15 protein-coding genes are annotated in these 19,557 nt (G+C 41.6%); 3 read left to right on the forward strand and 12 right to left on the reverse strand.

Features of this window, described 5'->3' with window-relative positions; all coding sequences use genetic code 11:
• Nucleotides 1–136: 136 nt before the first annotated feature.
• The 3 genes from BUB77_RS01005 to BUB77_RS01015 all read right to left on the reverse strand — a co-directional run bounded on the left by BUB77_RS01005 (nucleotide 137) and on the right by BUB77_RS01015 (nucleotide 2,979).
• Nucleotides 137–415, reverse strand: a complete 279-nt coding sequence (locus BUB77_RS01005; RefSeq protein WP_073271998.1) for a hypothetical protein — start codon at nucleotides 413–415, stop codon at nucleotides 137–139.
• Nucleotides 416–555: 140 nt separating this feature from the next.
• On the reverse strand, nucleotides 556–1,869 hold the full coding sequence (locus BUB77_RS01010) for a D-alanyl-D-alanine carboxypeptidase family protein (RefSeq protein WP_242962316.1): 1,314 nt from the start codon (nucleotides 1,867–1,869) through the stop codon (nucleotides 556–558).
• Between the two features lie 81 nt (nucleotides 1,870–1,950).
• Nucleotides 1,951–2,979, reverse strand: a complete 1,029-nt coding sequence (locus BUB77_RS01015; RefSeq protein WP_170866553.1) for an asparaginase — start codon at nucleotides 2,977–2,979, stop codon at nucleotides 1,951–1,953.
• A 550-nt stretch (nucleotides 2,980–3,529) separates the two neighbouring features.
• On the opposite strand from BUB77_RS01015, the gene BUB77_RS01020 reads away from it, so the two are divergent.
• A complete protein-coding gene (locus tag BUB77_RS01020) occupies nucleotides 3,530–4,255 on the forward strand; it encodes a D-alanyl-D-alanine carboxypeptidase family protein (RefSeq protein WP_073272004.1) in 726 nt (241 codons plus the stop codon).
• On the opposite strand, the gene BUB77_RS01025 is transcribed toward BUB77_RS01020, so the two are convergent.
• The 3 genes from BUB77_RS01025 to BUB77_RS01040 all read right to left on the reverse strand — a co-directional run bounded on the left by BUB77_RS01025 (nucleotide 4,215) and on the right by BUB77_RS01040 (nucleotide 10,517).
• Complete coding sequence (locus BUB77_RS01025) at nucleotides 4,215–8,447, reverse strand: 2-hydroxyacyl-CoA dehydratase (RefSeq protein WP_073272007.1); 4,233 nt, start codon at nucleotides 8,445–8,447, stop codon at nucleotides 4,215–4,217. The genes BUB77_RS01020 and BUB77_RS01025 overlap by 41 nt on opposite strands.
• A gap of 209 nt (nucleotides 8,448–8,656) precedes the next feature.
• The gene (locus BUB77_RS01030; protein ID WP_073272010.1) at nucleotides 8,657–9,469 is read right to left on the reverse strand and encodes a DNA-3-methyladenine glycosylase family protein; all 813 of its coding nucleotides are present in this window, start codon (nucleotides 9,467–9,469) and stop codon (nucleotides 8,657–8,659) included.
• A gap of 460 nt (nucleotides 9,470–9,929) precedes the next feature.
• On the reverse strand, nucleotides 9,930–10,517 hold the full coding sequence (locus BUB77_RS01040) for a P-loop nucleotide/nucleoside kinase family protein (RefSeq protein WP_073272016.1): 588 nt from the start codon (nucleotides 10,515–10,517) through the stop codon (nucleotides 9,930–9,932).
• 175 nt (nucleotides 10,518–10,692) lie between these two features.
• Between BUB77_RS01040 and BUB77_RS01045 the strand changes: the two genes are divergently transcribed.
• Entirely contained in the window at nucleotides 10,693–12,093 is a 1,401-nt protein-coding gene (locus BUB77_RS01045) for an NAD(P)/FAD-dependent oxidoreductase (RefSeq protein ID WP_073272019.1), read from the forward strand.
• A gap of 51 nt (nucleotides 12,094–12,144) precedes the next feature.
• Here BUB77_RS01045 and rpsO read toward each other — a convergent pair whose 3' ends face one another.
• Together rpsO and BUB77_RS01055 are read right to left on the reverse strand one after the other, a co-directional pair.
• On the reverse strand, nucleotides 12,145–12,411 hold the full coding sequence (rpsO, locus tag BUB77_RS01050; RefSeq protein WP_073272022.1) for a 30S ribosomal protein S15: 267 nt from the start codon (nucleotides 12,409–12,411) through the stop codon (nucleotides 12,145–12,147).
• A gap of 277 nt (nucleotides 12,412–12,688) precedes the next feature.
• Nucleotides 12,689–13,411: a Crp/Fnr family transcriptional regulator gene (locus BUB77_RS01055; protein ID WP_084123857.1), complete on the reverse strand. Its 723-nt coding sequence runs from the start codon at nucleotides 13,409–13,411 to the stop codon at nucleotides 12,689–12,691.
• A gap of 257 nt (nucleotides 13,412–13,668) precedes the next feature.
• On the opposite strand from BUB77_RS01055, the gene BUB77_RS01060 reads away from it, so the two are divergent.
• A complete protein-coding gene (locus BUB77_RS01060; protein ID WP_073272025.1) occupies nucleotides 13,669–14,649 on the forward strand; it encodes a DUF5692 family protein in 981 nt (326 codons plus the stop codon).
• A 127-nt stretch (nucleotides 14,650–14,776) separates the two neighbouring features.
• On the opposite strand, the gene BUB77_RS01065 is transcribed toward BUB77_RS01060, so the two are convergent.
• From BUB77_RS01065 to BUB77_RS01080, 4 genes are all read right to left on the reverse strand, one after another.
• Nucleotides 14,777–16,192, reverse strand: coding sequence for an NADP-dependent glyceraldehyde-3-phosphate dehydrogenase (locus BUB77_RS01065; protein ID WP_073272028.1), 1,416 nt, complete (start codon nucleotides 16,190–16,192; stop codon nucleotides 14,777–14,779).
• 116 nt (nucleotides 16,193–16,308) lie between these two features.
• Nucleotides 16,309–16,674 (reverse strand): BlaI/MecI/CopY family transcriptional regulator, encoded by a 366-nt coding sequence (locus BUB77_RS01070; protein WP_073272031.1) that lies wholly within the window; start codon nucleotides 16,672–16,674, stop codon nucleotides 16,309–16,311.
• A gap of 351 nt (nucleotides 16,675–17,025) precedes the next feature.
• Nucleotides 17,026–18,399: an AAA family ATPase gene (locus BUB77_RS01075; protein WP_073272034.1), complete on the reverse strand. Its 1,374-nt coding sequence runs from the start codon at nucleotides 18,397–18,399 to the stop codon at nucleotides 17,026–17,028.
• A gap of 246 nt (nucleotides 18,400–18,645) precedes the next feature.
• Nucleotides 18,646–19,554 (reverse strand): RluA family pseudouridine synthase, encoded by a 909-nt coding sequence (locus BUB77_RS01080; protein ID WP_139241072.1) that lies wholly within the window; start codon nucleotides 19,552–19,554, stop codon nucleotides 18,646–18,648.
• Nucleotides 19,555–19,557 lie beyond the last annotated feature (3 nt).

The raw sequence follows: 19,557 nt of genomic DNA on the forward strand, positions 1-19,557 counted from the left end.
TTATAACACATAACAAAATACTTTGTTAAGCAAAATCAATAGGAATGTATAGGAAATAGATACAGTTCAGCTGCCAGACTAACTGTAACGCAAAAAAAAGAGAGCTATCAATCAAATTCCTGACTTTCTATGTAAACTAAATATAGTATTCCTTCACAGTCATTCTCTGGCCGCTTTCCTCATAGGGTCTGACACTGTTCTCTGAATATTTACGCCTATCCTTCAGCATAAGAATTATACCCGAAACAAAGCAAAGAATCAGACCGATAAAAGGGATGAGCATCCTGCTTACCTTTTCACCGCCAACGAAGATATAATAGATTTCCCAAATGGAAAAAAGCAGGGACAGTACCGCATAGAGAAAACCTATTTTAATGATGTGGTATTTACACTTGACTTTACACTGTTTCTTCATAGAGATTTCCCCCTTTTGACCCTTTCGCATTTTACTTTCAATTATTAGACGATTCAAAAGGAGGAAAAGTTTCAGAAATTCGTTATAAAAATGAAATAAATTTGTTAGAAATGCAAAATGGCGTCAATTAATACTTTATATCAGTTCATATGCCGCCATATTTCATAGATTTTTTGGAAACAGTATGTAAAATCTATCTTTTCCACGGAATTTTTCGTAAGAATTGGAACCTTCCCAATGAGAGCATCTCCGATGTAATATTTAGCAGTTCCCACTTCCGTATCACACATGACAGGAGCTTTTAATAAAGAGGGCATGGTATACTCAATATGGACCTTTTCCCCTTCTCTCATTAAGAGTGAGATGTCTCCCTCATAATATAAATAGGCATATTTTTCTTTCCCTTTTATTATAGCAACCGGATCAAACTTCTTGCCGCTGTAAAATACCTGCCTCATCTCATAGTTCTTCGTTCCATAATCCATAAGAGATTTGGTATCGGCCCATTTATAAGTCTTATGAGGCGGCCAGCCGGAACCAAGTACTGTGGATACAAAGGTCTTTTCGTCCTTTTGCACTGCTCCGACAAAGCAGTAACCGGCCTTTCCGGTAAAGCCTGTTTTAATGCCGATCGCTCCGTCATAGAGAGATAAAAACCTGTCTTTATTGTTTACCGTAAAGCTTCTGCCTTTGGTAATCTCGGTAAACTGCCAGGAGGGCGTACTGATTAACTTCAGGAATTCCTTATTCTTAATTGCATAGCAGGCAATACGGGACAGCTCCACGGCAGTGGTGTAATGTCCGTCAGCATCCAGACCGTTAGGCGTAACAAAGTTCGTATGCTCACAGCCTAATTCCTTCGCCTTTGCATTCATCATCATAGCAAAACATTCCACTGAGCCGCCCACGTGCTCTGCTATGGCAACCGCTGTATCATTATGGGACTCCAGCATCAGGGAATGCAGTAAATCCTTTAAATAAAATTTCTCACCGGCGACCATATTCAATTGAACATCCGGCATGGAAGAAGCGTATTTCGAGACAGTTACCACATCGTCCAGGTTAGCATTTTCCAGAGCAACAATACAGGTCATGATTTTAGTAGTACTGGCCATGGGAAGTTCCTCATTGCCGTTTTTCTCATAAAGTACTCTTCCGTTGCTGGCATCCACTAACGCTGCCGCCTTGGCACTCAGGCTGCTCTTCTTTATCTCTTCGGTGCTTACTTCTGTCTTCGTTTTTGTTTCTTTGGTCTCGCTCCCATCCTGCTGGTCCGGTACCTGTTCATCTCCCTGAGGTGTTTTGTCCTTGCCGTCAGTACTCTTTTCCATTAATAATTCTTTTGTCACCAGTCTGTCATTCGTAAGCCGCTTTAATACTGCATCATATTGAACTGTGGAAAACACCGCAAGAACAATAAGAGAAAGAATTATTGATATTAATCGATTTTTCATGCCAGAAGCTTCCTAAGATATCCTTAACAATATTTTATTGCATGTTTCCTTCGGATATCCCTTATTTTAAAAGAAACTGATTTAATACTTTACTGCCAGTTCTCCGCAGAGGTTCGTCTGGAGCAATTCCAACAGTTCTTCATAGGAATCCGTACAGCTTATTCCCCACATAAGCTTTGTATACACAGCCTCTGTGGTCATATCATATGCGGAAAGAATTCCATTTTTCTTTGCTGTCATGCCGACTTCATAAGTATCCAGATTTACACCATCATAAACGCACTGGGTAGCCATGATTACCGGTATTTTTTTACCGGCAAGAAGGTCAATCTTCGCCATGAGCTCTTTATTGTCAACGGGCATACCGCCCAGGCCATAGCCTTCAATGATAACTCCCTGATAGCCTTCCTTCAGAATATAATCAATAAGGGAAGCCTCTATTCCCGGAACCATCTTCAGTACAAATATCTTCGGAATGTCCTTCTTCTTTAACTCCCCTAAGGATAATTCTGTTCGGCAGCCCTTTTCCCTCATGTCACTATATTCCTGGGTAATAAACAGCTTATAGTCCTTTATTACACCTACATAAGGATAATTACAGCTAATATAGGCATCCTTATTGATGGAGCTTCGTTTATAAGCCCTGGTACCGTTAATTACCTTATCATGGAATACAACAAATACTCCCTTTAATCTGGAATCTCCGGCAGCTATTACCGCATCCCGTAAATTCTTGCCGCCGTCGCTGTCCTGACAGGACAGGGGTATCTGGGAACCGGTAAGAATAATTGCTTTATTCACCCCGGCAAATAAAAAGGAAAGCATGGCAGCACTATAAGACATGGTATCTGTGCCATGGAGAATCACAATACCATCGTATTTATCAATGCTTCGCTGTATGGAATCCTTCACAATATACCAGTCCTGAGGTACGATATTACTGCTGTCCTTATAAAATACCGCTTCCACATCTATTTCATATTCACCTGAAAGCTTTAACAGTTTTTCATGCAAAAGTCCAGTAACATCTTCATTGCCGGGCTTTAGCCCTTCTGTCGTCTGAAAGCTTAATATTGTTCCGCCTGTTGTTAGCACAAGTACCCGTTTCAAGGTCTTTCCCCCGATTCTTATTTTTCTATTTGTTATCCATACTCCCATTCATACCGCAGCATGCGATAAAACGAAATAAAGAGCATGGATCCCTTTTTGTTTTCACATATTAATACCGTAAACCTGTCTGAATACAAGGCATGGGGGTTCTAATCCATGCCGCCTGCCGGCAATCCGGCTTACGTCAATCAAATTCCTTGTGACCATATCAGCACGAATCCCTGACCTGTACCCTGCATCCGCTCAAGGTGTATTATATGCCATGATTATATGATTTGCAATTGATTTCTGGGCTATAATTTATGATTCGGGTGTCATAGGTTAATCTCATATTTTGTACAGGTATAATTGTTGTTAGGCTGACTTCCGGAAAAATCCTGCACATTCACATCTGCTTTAAAAATTCTTAAATTTCTTAATCCAATCCACTGTTTTCATAAGATTATCTTAAGGATTCATAAGAGCACCTTAACACACAGAAAAGCTTCTTTCTGCTATAATATGGCTGTGAAAGTATTTATTCCTTTGGAATAGAAATGAGGTACTCCTTATGAAAAAAATTAAACTGGAGAATAGTAATATACATAGAGGGAATCTGATACTCGTGAATGAGAATCATCCCATTGAAGAAAAATATGCGGCAAATGATACAGCCCTGGTAAATATTGATTTTTGGAACCACAACATTCTGTTGGATTACCTGGCAGCAAAGGAATTATCCCACTTGCTCAATGAACTGGAATGCGGTAATGATATTATACCGGTCAAGGGATACGAGAAATCCTCCCCCCTGGTCTCTCCTATAAAGGACGGGGAACATTCTACCGGACTTGCGGTGGACCTCTCAGCCAATATCATAAACAAGGCCTTTATGTCACAGGGCTTTCCCAAAAAAGGAATCTGCATGGAATTTCGAAAACTGGCTGCAAAATACGGATTTATTGAAAGGTATCCCAAGGAAAAAGAAAGCATTACCGGAGTCGAATACCAGCCGGGACATTTTCGCTATGTAGGCTACCCCCATTCTGTTATCATGGAGGAGCTGGATATTACAATGGAGGAATATTTAAAGACCATTGAAGATTATTCCGCAAAGCAAAAGGCTTTTTGTTACCGGGATAAGGAGAATCTATATGAAATCTTCTCGGTTAAGGCGGAAAATACGGATTCTACAACCGTAGAGGTGGCTGATAATATTCCATTTACTGTAAGCGGCAATAATATTGACGGGTTTGTTATGACTCTGTCTTTAAAGCTACAGAGAGCATTAACTTAACACGGTTGATCTGATTGACCTGTGATATGCCTGGGTCGTAATCTATGGGCATAATATTGGCTTTCGGATACCTTTCCTTAATGGCCTTGAACATACCCCGGCCGGTTATATGATTGGGCAGGCAGGCCAGGGGCTGTACGCAGAGAATATTGGGAACTCCGTTTTCCAGGCTGTGTATCATCTCTGCGGTTATCAGCCATCCTTCTCCTGTCTGATTTCCCAGTGACAGCACTTCCTGCGCCTTCCCGGCCAGCTCATCGATAGAGGAAGGGGACTGGAAGTGCCTGCTTTTATTCAGTTCCCGGATTAAAGTTTTCCGATAATAGGAAAGGTAATGAATTCCCAGGCTGCAGGCATCCATGGTTGTCTTCTTTCCACCCAGATATTGGTATTTAAACCTGGAATTATAGAGGGAGTAGAAAAAGAAATCCAAAAAATCCGGCAGTACCACCTCTGCCCCTCCTTCTTCCAGGGTCTTAATAATATCGCCATTTGCCATAGGGTGGTACTTGGCTAGAATCTCTCCCACAATGGCAACCTTAGGTTTTTTCGTATTGGTTACTTCAATTTCATCAAATTCTTTTATGAGCTCTGCAACATTCCTGTCAAACTGCCTCTTTTTGGCATTCCTGATATTTTCCCTGGCAATTTCCCTCCACTTCTCGTAAAGTTCTCCGGAAGTACCTTTTACCAGTTCATAAGGCCTGGTTCCGTACAGCAGCTTCATAAATAAATCACCGTACAGCACTGCCATTATCAGCCTCTGAACAAATACCGGCGAAAGCTTAAAGCCCGGCTGTTCTCCCAGTCCTGCTACATTCAAAGAAATAAGGGGGATATTCCCAAAGCCTGCCTGCTTAAGCCCCAGCTTAAGAAAAGACATATAATTGGTTGCCCGGCAGCCGCCGCCTGTCTGGCTTAAGATGACGGAGGTATTATTAATATCGTATTTGCCTGACTTTAAGGCATGGACAATCTGGCCGATCAGAAGGATTGCCGGATAGCAGGCATCGTTGTTCACATACTTTAACCCTTCTTCAATGGCACCGTCATCCTTATCCGGCAATATCTCCAAAAGATATCCGCTTGTCTGGGCTGCTTCCTTTATAAGTTCAAAATGAATGGGTGCCATCTGAGGTGCCAGTATGGTATGCTTTTTCCGGTTTTCCTTGGTAAACAGCTTATATTCATAGCCGTAATCCTGAAAGGGCTCCGTTTCCGTTTTTCTTTTTCTTCTCTCTTCCGAGGCTGCTATCAGTGAACGGATTCTAATTCTCGCGGCCCCCAGATTCATGCCCTCGTCAATCTTTATGAGCGTATACTGTCTGTCGAGAGAATGCAGAATCTCTATCAGCTGGTCCGAGGTAATGGAATCCAATCCGCAGCCAAAGGAATTTAACTGGATAAATTCCAGGCACTCTTCTCTTCCTGCTGCTTCTGCTGCACGGTACAGTCTGGAATTAAAAGCCCACTGGTCCACCACGCGAAGCTTTGACCTTAAGGGCGCCAGATGGGAGATACTATCCTCTGTCAGCACTGCCATTCCATAGCTTTGAATCATCTCCGGAATTCCATGATGGATTTCCGGGTCAATATGATAGGGTTTTCCGCAAAGGACAATGCCGTGCTTTCCTGATTCCTTCAGATAAGCAATTGTCTCCTCACCCTTTTTCCGAATATCCTCCTTAAAGGCTTCAAACTCTTTTCTGGCCTTCCTTACTGCCTCTCTTGCCTCTTTTATACTTACCTGATACTCTGCAAATGCTTTTACAATATTCTGAGTAAGGAGACCGTCATCGTTCATATTTAGAAAGGGAGCAATAAAGGTAATCTCCCTGGCTGCTTCAATGTTGTTTCTCAATACCTCCCCGTAGGAAATTACAATAGGACAGTTGTAGCAATTATCCGCCTCCTCATACTCCTTCCTTTCATATACCACAGAAGGATAAAAGATGGTCTTGATACCTTTTTCCATAAGGTCCATCATATGTCCGTGACTAAGCTTTGCCGGATAACATACGGAATCTGCAGGAATACTGTCCATCCCCTTCTGGTAGATTTCCTTGGAGGAAGGGGACGATAGAATAACCCGAAAACCAAGCTCCGTAAGCAGCGTAAACCAAAAGGGATAGTTTTCATAAATGGAAAGTGCTCTGGGAATACCGATGATTCCTCTACTGGCAGCCTCTTGGGAAAGAGCCTTGTAGGAAAAGAGTTTTTTGTATTTATAGGCATACAGGTTTGGGACACTGTCCTTGTTCTTTTCCATTCCCAGGCCTCTCTCACAGCGGTTACCTGTAATGAAAAGCTCATTTTCACCCAGCCGGTTAATGGTCAATAAGCAGTGGTTCGTACAGCTCCCACAGCGCTTGTTTTCCACCTCGACATGATAATTCCTCAGCATTTCCCTGTCTTTAAGGGCCGTAAAGCCTCCCTCTTTGTAACTATCCTTTGCCAGGAGAGCTGCACCGAAAGCCCCCATAAGCCCTGCTGCTTTTGGCCTTAACACCTTCTTTCCGGTAATCAGCTCAAAGCAGCGGAGAACCGAATCATTTAAAAAGGTTCCCCCCTGAACTACGATGTATTGTCCCAGGTCCTTTTCATCCCGTATTTTAATCACCTTATAAAGGGCGTTTTTTATTACGGAGTAGGAAAGTCCTGCCGAAAGGTCGGCAATCTCCGCTCCTTCCTTTTGTGCTTGTTTTACCTTGGAATTCATAAATACCGTACACTTTGTACCAAGGTCAACTGGGGCAAGAGAGAAAAGTCCAAGCTTTGCAAATTCTTCCACGGAAAGATGCAAAGACTCTGCAAAGCTTTCCAGGAAGGAGCCGCAGCCGGAGGAGCAGGCTTCATTTAAGAGAATGTTATCAACACCTCCGCCCACCAGTCTTAAACACTTCATATCCTGTCCGCCGATATCAAGAAGGAAATCAACTTTAGGCTCAAAAAATCTTGCTCCCCTTAGATGGGCAAGGGTTTCTATTTCGCTCATGTCCATATGAAAGGCCCGCTTGATTAATTCCTCACCGTAGCCGGTGACGCAGCTTCTTGCAATCCTTATATCCTCCGGCAGCTGACCATAGATATCCTCAAGGACCTTTGCCGTCTTTTCCACCGGGTCTCCGGCTGACTTCTCGTAATGCTCATACAATAATTCTCCGTTATTTCCTATGAGTACCGCCTTTAAGGTAGTAGAACCTGCATCCACTCCTAAAAATGCTTCTCCACGGTATTCCAGAAGAGGCATCCGCTTGCAGTCGCATTTTTCATGGCGCCTTTTAAAGCTTTTATAATCCTCTTCCGCAGTAAATAAGGGAGCAAGAGTCTTTGTTTCCTTTCCTGCCTTTAGGGCTTCCAGCCTTTCTGTCAGTTCCATTAATGTTATAACTTCCGTGTTTTCATATTTTCTCTCCTGGGTTAAAAGAGCACTTCCAATAGCAGGAAAAAAAAGCCCGTCAGAAGGCAGCAGTACCTCCTCCGGCTGCAGGGTCTCTGCAAAACGCTTCCGAAGCTCTGTCAAAAAATACAGCGGCCCTCCAAGGAAAGCAACTCTTCCCTTAATGGGCTTTCCCCAGGATAAGCCTTCTATAGTCTGATTGACCACCGCCTGAAAAATAGACAGCGCAATATCCTCTTTTCTGGCGCCGTCATTTAAAAGGGGCTGTATATCCGTCTTGGCAAATACTCCGCATCTTGAGGCTATGGGATAAATAGTGCGTGCAGACTTTGCATATTCGTTCAGGCCGGCTGCGTCCGTATGAAACAATACCGCCATCTGGTCTATAAAGGAGCCGGTTCCACCTGCGCAGCTGTTATTCATACGCTGCTCCGTTACCGGTTTCAGATAAGTAACCTTTGCATCTTCACCGCCAAGCTCAATTACGGTATCTGCCTGGGGAAGATACGTTTCCACAGCCTTTGTACAGGCAATCACCTCCTGTTCAAAGGGCAGTCCGAGCCATTTCGCTATGGATAAGCCGCCCGAACCTGTAATGATTAATTGGCAGGATATATCTCCCATATAATCCCTGCACAATGAAACAACCGATGATATTGTATTCTTTAAATCCGAAAGATGTCTTTTGTATTCTTTATAAAGGACCCGGTTCTCCTTATCTAAAACAGCAATTTTTATGGTAGTCGAACCGATATCCAGACCTACTTTGTAAATTTCTCTATCATTTTCCACGAAAAAATCCCTCCTGTCTCTCCTAATTATGGACAGGAAATGCTGGAATCATTCACTTTGGACTGTAAAAGCATGGTTTTCCGGCCAGGTAACAACCCACAAAAAGAAAAGGAACCCTTGCCTTCTCCTTCCCTGCCATTACTGCAAGGGTGGAAGCCAATGGGCTCCTTCTCTTTCGCTTACTGGTATATAATCTCATTAAATTTTTTCTATAAGGACCTTATGTAATAAAACATATATTGCTGAACAATGCCAGCATAGCCTTTATAAGCCGCCACATCAAAGCTGTTCTGATAGACATCTTTTAGTATCCTGTCAATCCACACATCAACCGGAAAGGCGTCAATCTGGTGAAGCCCGTATAAAGCCACGCAATTTGCCACCTTAATGCCAACACCCGGTAATTTCATAAGCTCCTTTACAGCTTCCTCATAACCTAAGGTCTGCAGGCTGTTCAAGTCAATGTCTCCCTCTCTGACTGCCAGAGCAGTCTGTCTGACATATTCGTCCCTATAACCAAGGCCAGCTTCCCTTAAGGCTTCTTTATCGGCTCTTCCCAGCATCTCCGGTGATGGAAAGGTATAATAGGCTGTATTCGTGGCAGCGTCTGTTCTTTTCTCCCCAAATCTTTGGCACAGCTCCTCCACACAGCGCTTAATGGCAGGAATACTCTTTCGTTGGGAAATAATAAAGGTAATAAGTATTTCAAAAAGCTCCTGTCTCAGGATTCTTAAACCATGGCCGTAGGAAGCCGCTTTTTGTAAGAATTCATCCTCTCCGGTAACCAAGCTGCTAACAATCCCATCATAATCATAAGCCACGTCAAAATATTCGCTCCAGTATTCCATAAATTCCTCTTCGGAACAGGATAAGAGCACCTTTTTATCTTCCATCTGCTTAAGCGTCAGGTATCTTCCCTTTGCTATGACAGAATACTCTGTGCCGCTTGTTTTATTCATACGAAAACACTGCCCGGAGGCGGCAATGTGCTCCAGGATAAAATTATTATTTTCTATAATCAATGCAATACCTCATATCTGATTTTATGTATGTTTAAAAATGTTGCCTATTTATTGTAACTGTTTCTCCCGACCTTTGCAACCATATGGGTTGGTATGGCAGATATTTCCTCTTCTATCTTGAAATACAGGTTCCATGTATAATGGAGCAGAATTCAGAGAATATCCCACCCCCACTATTGATATAAAGCAGCAAAATAAAATAAGTTGCTGCATTCCAACTGTATAACATCAGTCTGCAGCAACTCTTATGGAATTTTCCTACTTTGATTGTTATTCCTGCTCCCATTACATACCGCGTGTCTGTCTGCAATACTGCCATAAATAATGGAGTGAAAGAACTACTCTTTCACATTTACTGACATGATGCTGCTTTTTGGCATCACAAACAATGATGGGAGAAGTCTGGAATGAATACCACCTGTACTTGTTTCAGACTTCCTCTGTGTGAAGATGTTATTCCTCACACTTCTTCCAGAATTTTCACACAGTCCTTTAAGGATTTGCTGAACTCCTCCCTGGAGGAATTGTGGAATATCAACAGATCATCCGGTACCTTGGGGTCATCCAATTCTGTAGGTATATTAAAATTACAGCCTGCAATATATTCGTCCCAATGGGTAAGCTTCCAGGTATCTCTGTCCGAATTTCTGTCAACCATACGCTGTTTGCATACCTCCACGGAGGTATCCACCCATATCACAACGAGCTTTGCCTTCTTCTCCTTTAGCTTATCCTTCAGCCCATTCATATAGTCTTTATCCCTTATTTCCCTGGTAAAGGGTGCATTGATCAAAACCATGTCATCATAATCCAGGGCCTCCAATGCCAATGCAACAATTGCTTCATATTCATAATCCCTGATATTTTCTTCAAAAAAATCAGAACTCCGGTTATATTCCTCCCCTGCCACCTTAAATATTTGCTTGGACAGGCATATCAGGGTGTCTTTATCCAGATAAACCACATGGCTCAGGGCCTTGCTCAGTTCTTTTGACACATAGGTTTTGCCACAGGCAGGAGGTGATGTGACTAATATTAATTTCTTCATATGCTTCCCCTTTGTTGTCTTGTTTTGATAATTTTACCGTAAACCGCAAAAATTAGCAAGATGTTCACAGGCAATTCTCTCCTTTCCTTTAAAATAATTTGCTTGCACTCTTCCCGCTTATGTGTTAGAATTTTTCTGGCAATTTGAAACTTTCACCTTACAAAGGAGTGTTTTAATGCAGAAATATGATGTGATAATTATTGGTGCCGGTCCTTCCGGTATTTTTTGTGCCTATGAGCTTAAGAGTAAGAACAAAGACCTGAAAATACTTATGGTTGAAAAGGGCCGCCCAATTGAAAAGAGAATGTGCCCAAAAAGGACAACAAAGCAATGTGTTGGCTGTAAACCCTGTTCCATTACTACTGGCTTTGCCGGTGCCGGAGCTTTTTCAGACGGCAAACTCTCCCTTTCCCCTGATGTAGGTGGAAATCTTCCTGAGATATTAGGCTATGATAAAACCGTTGAACTGCTAAAGGAATCCGATGATATTTATTTGAAATTTGGTGCGGATACCAATGTGTACGGTGTGGATAAGGATGAAGAAATCAGGGAAATCAGAAGAAGAGCCATTAATGCCAATCTTAAGCTGATTGAATGTCCCATCCGCCATTTAGGAACAGAAGAAGGATATAAAATATATACCAGACTGCAGGAACACCTTCTCTCCCTGGGTGTTGAAATGAAATTTAATACCATGGTGCAGGATATTATCATAGAAGAGAAAAAGGTTAAGGGAATTATCTGCAGCGACGGAACTACCCTCTATGCAGAAGAGATTGTATCCGCTATCGGCCGTGAAGGCTCCGATTGGTTCAGCCATATCTGCCAGGCCCACGGTATCGAGACCAAAGTCGGTACGGTTGATATCGGCGTCCGGGTAGAAGTCAGGGACGAGGTTATGGATTTCCTGAATAAGAACCTTTATGAAGCAAAGCTTGTTTACTATACCCCTACCTTTGATGACAAGGTAAGGACCTTCTGCTCCAATCCTTCCGGTGAGGTTGCAACGGAATACTATGAAAACGGACTTGCGGTTGTAAACGGACACGCTTATAAATCAAAGGAATATAAGACCAGCAATACCAACTTTGCAATCCTGGTATCCAAAAACTTTACGAAGCCCTTTAAAACGCCTATTGAATATGGTAAATATATCGCCCAGCTAAGCAATATGCTCTGTGACGGCAAGATTTTAGTTCAGACCTTCGGTGATTTCCAGAGAGGAAGAAGAACAACCGAAGAAAGACTTTGCAGGAACAACCTGATACCTACTTTAAAGGATGCGGTTCCGGGTGATTTATCCTTAGTATTCCCTCACCGTATCATGGTGGACATTAAGGAAATGCTGCTTGCCCTTGATAAGGTAACTCCCGGTATAGCAAGTGATGAAACTCTTCTTTATGGTGTGGAGGTTAAATTCTACTCCAATAAGGTCGTAGTGAATGAAGATTTTGAAACCAGTGTTTCAGGACTACGTGCTATCGGTGACGGTGCTTCCGTAACCAGAGGTCTTCAGCAGGCTTCTGCAAATGGTATCAGCGTAGCCAGAAGTATCTTAGAGAAAATGTCCAAATAATCAGCTTCGTATTCCGGAAAAATAAAAAGAGCGGCAAAGCCGCTCTTTTTATTATTTTCTTAAGCCTAAACGCTCAATTAAGCTACGATATCCTTCGATATCAGTCTTCTTTAAGTATTCCAGAAGACCTCTTCTTTGACCAACCATTTTCAGAAGACCTCTTCTGGAATGATGATCCTTCTGGTTGCTCTTTAAATGTTCTGTCAGCTCATTAATTCTTGCAGATAAAAGTGCGATCTGAACTTCCGGTGAACCGGTATCCTCAGGTGTTCTTCCGAATGCTGCAACAATTTCCTGTTTCTTTTCTTTGCTAATCATGATAATTCCTCCTTAAATTGTTAACGCCTGGTACTAAGAGATAGGTCGGAGTGTCCTAAATCCTGGCACCGGTTTTAAACGTACGCAAATTATTTTAACATAGTATGCTGCATTTGTAAAGAAAAAATAAGTTGTTTCTAAAAAATAAAAAAAGCTGTTTCTAAAAATAAAAAAACTGTTTCTAAAAATCAAAGATGCTGTTTCTAAGAACCATAGAAGCTGCGTAATTTAAATCATAGAAGCATTTCAAAGAAGAGAAAGCTTCCTCCTCCCTGCTTTAATTAAATAAATCTTCCAGCTTTTCCTCGTTGAGTATCGTTACCGTGCTGCCTTTTATATCAATAATGCCCTCCTGCTTCATTTTCATGAATTCCCTGGATAAAGAAGGCCTGGTGACACCAAGAAAATCTGCCATTTCTTCCCGGTTCATGGCAAGCAGTACCTTATTGTCCCCTTTATTATGTTTTAAAAGAAAGGCAGCTATCTTATGCCTTAATGTCTCCCCGGAGAGAAATTGAAGCTTCTGGTTCAGGAAATATGCCTTTTCTGCCAGTATGTTAAGCATATTCAGGGTTAAAATGCCGTGGAAACTGCACTCATTGCTGCAATTTCTATACAGAAAGGTTCTGGGAATCCAAAGAACCTTTGCCGCCGTAACCGCCATGGCATAATAATCATATTCCTGTTTGTCCAAAAAGGCATAGACCTCGCCGAATAAATCTCCTCCGCGGCTGAAGGATGCCACCAGGTTTCTTCTTCCGGAGGGAGAATCCTGACATACTGCCACTTCACCTTCCAATAACAAATGGATATACTCTGGTCTGTCCTTTTGATAAAATATAAAGTCATTTTTCTGGTATGACTGTTCACTTGCTTTGCAGCACAGCAAAAGGCTGTTTATCTCGTCTTTTGGTATATCGGCAAATAACCTGCAGGTTAAAATGGAATTATGCATATAGTATTGACTGTTATCCTTTCTGTAGAAGTTGAATTTATTCACTGTTGTATAATCTGCTCTCTCACATATAATTTAATTCGGGTGCCATAAGTCAGTCTCAGCTTTCGTCTGGCACCAAGATAATTTTACTCTAAAATTATTTCAATTAACAGTACTTATCAATATTTTATTGCAGTTTTGTTAGAAAGAAAGCTTTTATCCTTTAAGTTTTGTACAAAACAACCAATCTGTCTATTGCTTTGTTTTAAAGTTATATGTATAATTTTGTTATCAAATAATAAATATTCGGAGGTTGAATCATGTTTCAATTTAACTATGACAGCGGAGCCACCTTCCTGGGCTCATGGGGTATGTGGCTTCTGGTATTTGTCATCCTGTTTCTATTAAACGAGGTGACCAGAAGATTTAAGTATGCAGGACTATTTGCTTTTACGGTTCTTCCGCTGGTTCTGTCAGTATTATGGTTTACCGTATTAAAGGACACTACCTATACAGACTGGTTCCATCTTGCAAAGGTATATTCCGCTACGGCTGGATGTCTTGGTTTCTGGCTTATCCGCCACCTGAAAGGAACTAACAAAAAGACCGGAAAGGAATGGAGGCTTGCCGATAAAAAATGGGCTCTTTGTTTTCCTCCCTTAATACTTGCTATTAACATCTTAGAAGCAGTAAGCCGTGATATTCAGGTTGGTTTACAGTATAGCGGCGGTGGCAATCTTGCTGACGGCTCCATGTATGTTCTTGGCGGCTCCTGGAATTTCATGAACGCGGCAGCCGGTATCCTGAACATCATAACCATTACCGGATGGTTTGGAATAAAACTGCGCAAGAAAACATCCACTGATAAGAGCCAGGATATGCTCTGGCCCGATATGCTTTGGTTCTGGATTATAGCATACGACCTTTGGAACTTTACATACACCTACAATTGCCTTCCCGGCCATTCCTGGTATTGTGGTTTTGCTTTATTACTGGCTCCAACGATTTGTGCCTTTACTGTCGGAAAAGGCGCCTGGCTTCAGCACCGCGCCCATACCTTAGCATTATGGTGCATGTTTGCTCAGACGATTCCCGCCTTTATTGACAAGGGTACCTTTGCAGTTTCCTCCAGCTATAACAAAACTCCTCTCTTCTTCTTTGGTTTGATTTCACTGCTTTCTAATATCGCTGTATTAATCTACATGATTGTGAAGGCTGTTAAGACGAAAAAGAATCCCTACACAGGAGAATTATATACTGACAGTAAGAAATATCTTGAAGTCAGAGATCTTGTAGCATAATTTTACCAGGAAGCTTGATTATAAAACTATTACCATAAAAGAAGTTCTACCATAAAAACAACAATAGCCGGAAGCAGCTGTAAAATCCTGAAAATCAGATTATTAACAGCCGTTTCCGGCTTTCCTTTTACCTGTTCAAGTTAATGACCGTTGCCTTTACTCTGGTCATAGCTTCAATAGAATAGCGTATGCCCTGAGTACCGATACCGGATTTTTTGACACCTAAGAATGGGAAATGATCTGGTCCGCGTTCTGTTTTATTATTAATGTGAACGGTACCTACCTCCAGCTTGCCAGCCACATGGAAGGCATCGGTAATGTTTTCCGTAAATACGGAGCTTTGCAGGCCATACTCTGATTTATTGGCAAGAGCAACTGCTTCGGAGACGGTATTTACACGAAGTATCGGAAGGACTGGTCCAAAGGGTTCTTCCCAGGCTATCCTCATATCTTCTGTTACTTCATCAAATAATGTGGGGTAGATAATATTTCCTTCTCTTTTCCCGCCCACTATCATTTTAGCTCCTTTAGCCTTGGCATCCTCCATAAGCTCCCAAACAAAATCAGCAGCCTTTTCATTGATTAAAGGAACGACCTCCGCCTGCATGGTCAAGGGATTTCCTACCTTGAGCTTATCTATTTGCTCCTTTAGATAACGGATTAGCTCATCTGCCACATCATTCAGAACAATAATCCTCTTTACCGCCGTACAGCGCTGTCCGGAATAAGAAAAGGCTCCTGCAACGATATTTTTCGCGGCAAAGGGTAAATCCGCATCCTTTAAGACAATTGCGGCATCCTTGCCGCCAAGCTCCATGAGAAGGGGAACCATATGCACCTTCTTTGATATATCCAATCCTACCTCCGTACTGCCGGTAAAATTAATAAAGCTGATATCCGGATGGGTTACGATATAATCTCCTATCTCGCTTCCCTTTCCTGTTACTACCGTTAAAGCACCTTCCGGAAGACCGGCGTCAATAAATATCTTAGCCAGCTCAATCCCGCATAGACTACCGGTGGTGGCCGGCTTAAATACAACGGTATTTCCTGAAATCAAAGCCGGAGCAATCTTGGAAGCGGCAAGGTTTATAGGATAATTAAAGGGTGAAATTGCCAGCACTACACCGACCGGCTCTCTTGTGACCATAGCAAATTTTTCTTTGCTGAACCCTGAAAAATTATCACCCTGTATGCTCTCACCATGAATACTCTTAGCTGTATCAGCAGTAAACCTTATAAAATCAGCCGTTCTTGTCACTTCAGACTCAGCGCTCTTTTGATCCTTTCCAACTTCCATCAAAAGCAGTTCTGCCAGTCTTTTCGTATTGGCTATCAGAAGATCTGCCGCTTTATACATTATCTCCGCCCTTTGGCTTAAAGGGACTTCCTTCCACTCCTGAAATGCTGTCTTTGCCTTCACTACCTGGGTATCTACTTCTTCCTGAGACATCGCTTTTACAGTACCCAGCAGACTGCCGTTAAGAGGCGAGATTATTTTTATGGTATTTTCTGTATTCTTCATCGTATTAATATCTGCCACTTGTTACTCCTTTCTAATAAACACTTCGCTATAATGTGTATTATCCTTCTGTTTCGTGAAAATTATAAAGGTATTTTAATACGATTTGAAAATATCGTATGTAACTAAGTTACATTTCAAAGTTTCTGTTCGCCGACAATTCTTTCTAATTCCAGCACTTCTCCCGGCGATAGCTTTTGGTTTTTCAGAAAATCGGTAAAGAAATTACTTAAAGAACCATTATAAAATTTGTTAAGCAATGCCACTGTTTCCGTATTCTGAACCGTTCTTTTAGATACAGTTGCCTTGCATAAAAAGCCAGGATCTTCTCTTTTAATTGCTCCCTTATCAATCAAACGCTTAATGACGGTATATGTTGTGTTCTTTTCCCAACCTATGTATTCTTTAATTATTTTGGAGATGTCCTTGGCCGCAAGCACTTTATTTGACCACAGCAGCTCCATAATATTTAATTCTCCCTCATGTAGACGTATTTCACTCATTCCAGCTCCAATCCGCACTCATATCTGATGTGCTTTAGTATAGTTAGAGATCTATATGAAATCCTGATAAGGACAATAAAAAAGGATAATATTTTTACTACATTTGTAGAATTAAGGCGTATTGTGCGTATTTACTGATATTTATGGGATTATGAAAGGATTATAAACCTTTCAAATTTACTTGGAAAGAAAATTCCGACAGGATTTTCTTTCTTTGATTTACAAATAGTCTACATCTGTCGAATCGTGTTCTAATCGCCATTTTCTTGCAATCTACATTAGTAGTTTTTACCATATCTATATTCTACCTAAATAGAATTAACTTGTCAATGAAAAAGTATCTATATATCTTTATAAGCCAAGACAAAATATGCTATATAAGGGAAGGTATAGATTGTCCCCTTTGGACTTATTGACTGCTTTATTACCGGATGTTATCTTAACCGCTCCCTGAATTGCCGGATGCTTTTCGTGGAAGGAAGAAAGGCCCTTGGAACGGTTTCCTCCTGTTTCTCTTACCTCCAGCGGAAGTATACTTTGGTCAAAATGGGAAACAGCTGAATTAGTATCCGGTAAATGGAGCTTAAAGCCTTGCCTGCTTTTAAGAAGGAACAGGGAATGGGACATGGAATCAGATTCCCAGTATCCAAAATCAATTCCTGCCGTATTAAGTGCCTGTGCGGTATATGCTTCCAGTAATCCTTCACGGAATTCTTTTTCATTCCTGGTTCCCGCAAGCCTGCTTAGAGAATGATAAAGACCCACATCAAAAAGATATATTTTCGTTCCCGGATTTTTTTGCCCGTCAGCTGTATCCTTTCTTCGGCCTTCTATTTCTTTATCTGTTATCTTCCTGTTATAGATTCCAATGGAGGTCTTCCTTATATAGGAATGACCTTCAAGGTAAAGTGCTTCTGTAGCTCCCTTTCGTAACAAGGCATATTGAAACTTTTTATTGCGCTTTGAGAGCTGTTCCGGCAATGAATACAGAATTTGTTTTACTTTCAAGGCGCAACTGTCACCCTTTTTCATACCTGCGTCAAAAAGATAGGAGAACAGAATATTTTTATGAAGCTCTGGGATATTTTCCCGGCATCCGTTTGTAACGTATTCATTTACTGCCAGGGGAAGACCGCCGACATAGAGGTAGTCTTCCAAAAGCTCTAACAGCTCCTTGTGAACTATTTCAGGAATACTGTTCCCGCTCCTGTATTGCTCTTTTATTACTTCTATGTACCATTCGTTCCCTGTTGCTATGAGAAACTCTTCAAAATCCATAGGATAAAGCCGCAGAAGGTGATAAGCTTTTGCTTCTGTTTCGGAAAAAACCGGCTCCGAACTCGAAATGGCCAGAATGTCTGCGGCAGGAAACTGCTCTTTTAAAAGTCCTATTAATGTCTCAAACCCCTGTAAGCAGGTTATTTCATCCAAAACAAAGACTTGGCTGCCGGCAGTTACATTATTATCTAATGGCACCTCACTCTTGCCATTCGTTAAAATACACGTAAAAAAGGCAGCCAAATCAGCTTTGCCTGCCTGTAAGAAGTCTTCCATGTTTACAGGATCATTTTCAAAATTCCAATATACATAACTATCATAAAAGGTATTTGCAAAGGCAAGGGCAAGATAAGTTTTGCCTGTACCTTTTGCTCCGCTTAAAATTAATGGCTTCTTTTGTAATGAATCACACCAGTTTTCCAGCTGCTCTATTAATTTTCGTTTCAAAGCTTACTCCTTATTATTTAATCCCCACGCAATCCGCAAGTTTACTTGCAAACTGCTCAAATAGAGAGTGAAAATTGCTTTTAATTTTCACGTTAACCCCCATGCATATCGCAAGTTTACTTGCGATACTGCCTAAATAGAGTGTAAAAATTGCTTTTTGATTTTCACGTTAACCCCTATGCATATCCCAATTTTACTTGTGATACTTCTTAAATAGATATTTGAAAATGCATCGCATTTTTCAAACTATCTTTTTAATTTTATCAGAAGTTCTTCATAATAAGCAGGAAGCGGTGCTTCAAATTCCATATATTCTCCTGTGGAGGGATGAATAAAGCCTAATACTCTTGCATGAAGCGCCTGACCCTCCAGGCTGAAATTACTCTTATTATTGCTGTAAAGTTCATCGCCTAATAACGGGTGCCCGATACTGGCCATATGAACTCTTATCTGGTGTGTTCTGCCTGTCTCCAGGGTACATTCCACATGGGCATAGCGGCTGCCAAGGTTTTCAAGTACCTTATAGTGAGTAACCGCATGCTTGCCATTTTTATGATTAACTGCCATTTTCTTTCTATCAACAGGATGTCTGCCTATTGGCGCCTCTACCGTTCCTTCGCTTTCTTTGAAGTTCTGGTATACGATGGCATTGTATTTACGTGTGATAGAATGAACCTTCAGCTGCTCGGCTATTGCCTGGTGAGCTTTATCGTTTTTACAGACAACCAGGACACCTGTCGTATTCATATCAATACGATGAACAATTCCCGGCCTCATAACGCCATTAATTCCTGAAAGTTCGTCCCTGCAATGATACAATAATGCATTTACCAATGTATTGGTATAATGCCCGGCCGCCGGATGCACCACCATACCCTTGCCCTTATTTACCACTACGATATCCTTATCTTCGTAGATAATATCAAGGGGTATGTCCTCCGGCTTTATTTCAAGGTCAACAGGGGGCGGAAGCATCAGCTTGATGCCATCCCCGGAATTCACTTTGTAATTTGCTTTCACAGGCTTTTCATTTACCAATACCCGTCCATCGGCAATGAGCTTTTGTATATAAGAGCGCGTTAAATCCTCCTGGTTATCCGCGAGATAACGGTCAATACGCAGTACGCCCTCCTCTTTTTCCACAAAGAAGTCCATTAT

This window comes from Anaerocolumna jejuensis DSM 15929 (genome assembly GCF_900142215.1).
In the GTDB taxonomy this organism is placed as follows: Bacteria; Bacillota; Clostridia; order Lachnospirales; family Lachnospiraceae; genus Anaerocolumna; species Anaerocolumna jejuensis.

What these genes read in the sequence shown, in the direction of transcription:
- BUB77_RS01080 (WP_139241072.1), bottom strand. Translation starts at nt 19,554, where the DNA reads ATGGACTTCTTTGTGGAAAAAGAGGAGGGCGTACTGCGTATTGACCGT.
- BUB77_RS01040 (WP_073272016.1), bottom strand. Translation starts at nt 10,517, where the DNA reads ATGAAGAAATTAATATTAGTCACATCACCTCCTGCCTGTGGCAAAACC.
- BUB77_RS01060 (WP_073272025.1), top strand. Translation starts at nt 13,669, where the DNA reads ATGTTTCAATTTAACTATGACAGCGGAGCCACCTTCCTGGGCTCATGG.
- rpsO (WP_073272022.1), bottom strand. Translation starts at nt 12,411, where the DNA reads ATGATTAGCAAAGAAAAGAAACAGGAAATTGTTGCAGCATTCGGAAGA.
- BUB77_RS01070 (WP_073272031.1), bottom strand. Translation starts at nt 16,674, where the DNA reads ATGAGTGAAATACGTCTACATGAGGGAGAATTAAATATTATGGAGCTG.
- BUB77_RS01010 (WP_242962316.1), bottom strand. Translation starts at nt 1,869, where the DNA reads ATGAAAAATCGATTAATATCAATAATTCTTTCTCTTATTGTTCTTGCG.
- BUB77_RS01020 (WP_073272004.1), top strand. Translation starts at nt 3,530, where the DNA reads ATGAAAAAAATTAAACTGGAGAATAGTAATATACATAGAGGGAATCTG.
- BUB77_RS01005 (WP_073271998.1), bottom strand. Translation starts at nt 415, where the DNA reads ATGAAGAAACAGTGTAAAGTCAAGTGTAAATACCACATCATTAAAATA.
- BUB77_RS01045 (WP_073272019.1), top strand. Translation starts at nt 10,693, where the DNA reads ATGCAGAAATATGATGTGATAATTATTGGTGCCGGTCCTTCCGGTATT.